The organism is Bradyrhizobium sp. (genome assembly GCF_049512235.1).
In the GTDB taxonomy this organism is placed as follows: Bacteria; Pseudomonadota; Alphaproteobacteria; order Rhizobiales; family Xanthobacteraceae; genus Bradyrhizobium.
Genome location: NZ_JBEKXH010000522.1, coordinates 1 through 4,304 on the forward strand (window position 1 = coordinate 1; position 4,304 = coordinate 4,304).

General features: G+C 63.6%; 4 protein-coding genes and 1 pseudogene. 2 read left to right on the forward strand and 3 right to left on the reverse strand.

Annotated elements, in window-relative coordinates; all coding sequences use genetic code 11:
• Positions 1–139: 139 nt before the first annotated feature.
• A complete protein-coding gene (locus ABSG20_RS30895; protein WP_423868244.1) occupies positions 140–1,792 on the reverse strand; it encodes a B12-binding domain-containing radical SAM protein in 1,653 nt (550 codons plus the stop codon).
• Positions 1,785–2,048, reverse strand: a complete 264-nt coding sequence (locus tag ABSG20_RS30900) for a hypothetical protein (protein ID WP_423868245.1) — start codon at positions 2,046–2,048, stop codon at positions 1,785–1,787. Before ABSG20_RS30900 ends, ABSG20_RS30895 begins: the two co-directional genes overlap by 8 nt.
• A 211-nt stretch (positions 2,049–2,259) precedes the next feature.
• Between ABSG20_RS30900 and ABSG20_RS30905 the strand changes: the two genes are divergently transcribed.
• Positions 2,260–2,787, forward strand: coding sequence for a hypothetical protein (locus tag ABSG20_RS30905; RefSeq protein ID WP_423868246.1), 528 nt, complete (start codon positions 2,260–2,262; stop codon positions 2,785–2,787).
• Positions 2,788–2,903: 116 nt separating this feature from the next.
• On the opposite strand, the gene ABSG20_RS30910 is transcribed toward ABSG20_RS30905, so the two are convergent.
• Positions 2,904–3,302 carry a hypothetical protein gene (locus ABSG20_RS30910; RefSeq protein ID WP_423868247.1) on the reverse strand — a complete coding sequence of 133 codons (399 nt, stop codon included), beginning with the start codon at positions 3,300–3,302 and terminating at the stop codon, positions 2,904–2,906.
• Between the two features lie 6 nt (positions 3,303–3,308).
• Between ABSG20_RS30910 and ABSG20_RS30915 the strand changes: the two are divergent.
• A pseudogene (locus tag ABSG20_RS30915) lies at positions 3,309–4,304 on the forward strand (tetratricopeptide repeat protein); the annotation flags it as partial.

The window sequence follows — 4,304 nt, forward strand, 5'->3', positions numbered from 1 at the left end:
CCAAGCTTGAATCACATCGAGATTCATCGTGTCCAGATCTTAACCTAGCGCCTATGACCCCAACCCTCCCCCGCGAAGAGCGGGAGAGGGAGCGCAGCATCGCAAGGGTCGATATGATTCGAACTTCGGAAACGCAGTACTAATGGATCTGCGGGCGCAGCACCGGGCCGGTAGAGCAGTCGGCGTTAATGCGCGCGTTCAGCGGCTCGAGATTGTTGGCGACGAACATGTTGCGCAGGTCAACAAGCTTGGCCCGCGTCCGCTCGCAATAGGCGGCGACGCCCTCGGGGTCGAGCAGCGACCGGTCACCTTGCTCGAACGCCAGCGAGGACTCTTCCACCAGGCGGAACAGACGCTCGTTGACGTGCGCCGTCAGCCTGGCCAGGGCCCTGCGATAGGCTTTGGCTCCCCGCAAGCCCGGGGTCAGCCGTTCGAATGTCTCGATCTCGTCCCAGGCATAGCTCAACTGGTTCGACAGGCCTTGATTGTGGATCCATGGCCGCACGGTGTCGCTGAGCCGCCGGTAATACTCGTTGAGCCTGAGGTCGATGAAGTCGTAGTCGGGGTGCGTCAGGTCGCCGCGCAGCCGTCCCTCCCGGGCCAGTTGGTCGCGGATCGGCGTGCCGCCATAAGGCAGCATGCGCGAGAACACCGCCGGTGCACTGCCGTCGCCGACGATCCGGCGCAGGAAGCCGATGTTCTGGCGCACCGATTCGAACGTGCTCGACGGATCGAACAGCATGAAGCCGTAGGAGTACACGATATCGAGCTGCTTGAGGGTTGCGACCGCGGAGAGGTTCTGCTCGACGGTCATCTGCTTGAACAGGATATCGAGCCCGGTCTCGACCCCGGACTCGATCCCCATATAGACCAGGAACAGGCCAGCCTCGCGCATGGCCGCGAACAGTTCCGGCTCGACATATTCGGCTCGGCAGCTGATCTTCCAGATGGTGTTGTCGGCAAGCCCGCTGTCGTGCATGCGCGCCATCAGTTCGTCGGCCCAGCGGCGCCCCTTGCGGCCCCATAGCGGGAAATCATCATCCTGGAACAGGAAGACGCGCACGCCGTGGCGGCGGTGCAGCTCGAGCATTTCCTCGACCACTTTTTCCGGCCTGCGCACCCGCACGACCTTGCCCGGCGCCGTGCGGTAGAAAGTATGGATCGAGCAGAATGAACAGCGGCGGATGCAGCCTCGGCTCGCCAGCACCGGCAGGGTCGGAAACCCACCGACCCGCTCGGGCTCGTAGGGACGATCCGGGAACGGCAATGCATCGAGATCCTCGACCAGCGGCCTTGGGGGCGTCGCCACGACCTCACCATCGCGCGCATAGGCAATCCCGCTGATGTCGCGCCAGTCCGCGCCGGCGCGCAGCCGGTCGACAAGCTCGATCAGCGTCTCCTCGCCCTCGTAGCGCACGACGCTGTCGATCTCCGGGAAGTTCGTCAGCAGTTCGTCATGGCAAAGGCTCGGATAGTGCCCGCCGATGGTGAAGTGGCACCTGATGCCGGCCGCGCGCAGATGCCGGGCGATGCGGCGGTACTGCGGCAGGAAGAACTGGAAGATGAGCGAGAACCCTACAACAAGCGGCTGCTGTTGCAGCAATCGCGCGGCAATCGCTTCGGGATTGTCGCGAACCTCGATCATCTCGATCGCGCAGCCGTGCCGCCGCAGCACCGCGGCCAAATACCCCAGGCCGAGATTGCCTTGGTCCTGGAAGCCGACCAGCGCCACTTCCGCCGCGCCCGCCCGCGGTGCGCGGACAGGGATCGCGCCCGACCAGCCGCTATCCACCAGACTTCAGGATGCTGGCGATCTGGGTGTGGGCGTCGGCCAGCGCTTTGTGGATTGCCGCCTCGCCGTCAAGCTTGGCCGCCATCACCTTGTTCTGGGTCGGCTTGTCGAGTTGCAGGAAGAACTCGGTATGTTCGACTCCGCCGACCGCCGGATCACTGGTACGGCCAGGGCAATGGGGTCCCACAAATACCAAATGAGGATTGGTCCCCGCAATCATCGTCGCGGCTTCAACGGACTTTGGACTGCTTGCCATCATCGCCTCCCGGTTCGGCGGCACGCCTCACGAAGTGGCACATCCGATCGAGCCCGTGCCGCGCGCAATCACAACTATCAGACCCGACCGACGTCGATACAATCGTATGCACCGGTTGCACTGTCAATAGTCGTCAACTTCCAGCGAAGACATCGGCCTTCAGATTGCCGCGGCCACCGGCGGCTGGCGCGAGAGCATACTTGTTCTTGTGATGGCACTGGCCCCCATTGGACTGGCGGTGATCGCGATGGCTATCGGCGTTTCCGCCGTAGCAGCCTGGCAAATGGTGCACGGGGCGGCTGTCGAACTACCAACAGCAGCGAACATTCGGCTCTATGGAATGTTGTCCTATGCTGTCGTCGGTTGGTTCGACGTGGCGGTCGTATGGCTCTGGTCGTCGCGACGGGGGTTCAGCCGCGACGTGTTCATCTTTCGGAGACCGACGTGGCCGGCCCTGGGCGCGAGCATCCTGGGCTTCGTGATCGCGATGTACGGCGTGCCCATCGTGACACATTGGCTATCTCAGGTAACCGGCGGCCGAAGCCAGGAAGTCCGGATCGATTTCCCTGATACGCAATCGGTCGCCATATTCGTTCAAGTAAATTGCACATACCGTAAGCTCAATCCCGCGTTGCATTTTCGCCGAATATGGGAATTGATGGGGTGGTGCCGCCTCCGGAGCCTGCGGGCTTGCACGCGCGCTGGCAGCCCGCAGCACGCGGAGGGCACCCGCGTATAGGGGTACCAGAAATGGACCTTTCGGCTCTCGAGGCTCCCGGTGTCATCGCTGGATTGGCCGGGATCGCGACCGGGTTGGTCGCCCTGCTGGTGCGGCCGATCATTGATCAGACGCCCCTATTGCCGCGCGGGCAACGAGTCCCCATGCTCCGCCTTATCGTCGTCGGAGCCCTGCGTCGTGCCCGGCAGCGCCGCGACGAAGCGATGGTGGGGCGAGCGCATAGGCGTTGCTTGCCGGCGGCGGCCTTTCTGACCATTGTCACCTCGCATGCGGCGCTCGCTCTGGGCGACAGGAAAATAGATGCCGGGCCATGCAGCATCGCGACCGGCGAAAACGCCAGCAATAATTCCATCACCTGCAATTTTGGGCTGACCGACGCGCAGCTGAAGCAGGCCACCGCGGCAGCGGTCAAGGGCGCGACAGAGCCCCTGATGGATCGGATCGTCGATATCAGCAAAACGCTTGGCGTCACTGCGGAAGCAACCAGGACGCTGCTGCGCATTGTTGGCGAACAAACCAATGTGCCGGATGAGCGGCTTGGCGAAGTGCTCACGAAGGTAGCCAATGACTACAAGCGATTGTTGGCGCAGTCGCAGGCGTTGAATCCGGGCAACGACACCGCACGGGAGCTGGTTATCCAGGCGAAGGCTGAGATTGAAGGCGGCCATTTTGAGCATGCCCATGATCTGTTGCGCCAGGCGACCCTGTCGCAGGTCGCCGCTGCCGAGCAAGCGCGAAAGCTCCGGCAGCAGGCACAAGTTGCCGAAGACACAGAAATGCTCGGCGCGGCGGAGTCGACGGCCGTGGAGGGCGATCTTGCACTGACCGAGCGGCGATACACCGAGGCCGCGGATTTATTTGGCCGAGCCGCGGGATACGTTCCGCCGAGCCATCCGGAAGATCATGTTGCCTATTTGAATCGTCAGGCCGATGCGCTTTATCGCCAGGGAGACGAGTTGGGCGACAATGGTGCGGCAGCGTCGGCCATTGATAGCTATCGCCATATTTTGACGCTTGCGCCCCGCGCGCGGGTTCCGCTCGAGTGGGCCGGGATGCAGAACAGTCTCGGCCTTGCGCTGGAGAGGCTCGGCGAACGGGACAGCGACACGTCGCGTCTGGAGGAGGCGGTCGAAGCCTTCAGGGCGGCGCTGGAGGAATGGACCCGGGAGCGCGTCCCGCTCGACTGGGCGATCACGCAGAACAATCTCGGCCTGGCGCTCTGGAGACTTGGTGAGCGGGAGAGTGGCATGTCGCGTCTGCAGGAGGCGGTCGAAGCCTTCAGGTCGGCGCTGGAGGAAAGGCGCCGCGCGCGCGTTCCGCTTGACTGGGCGATGACGCAGAACAATCTCGGCAACGCGCTCTGGACGCTCGGCGAGCGGGAGAGCGGCACGTCGGGTCTTGAGGAGGCGGTTGCCGCCTATCGGGCGGCGCTGGAGGAATGGACCCGCGAGCGCGTCCCGCTTGACTGGGCGCTGACGAAGAACAATCTCGGCAGTGCGCTAGAGACGCTCGGCGAG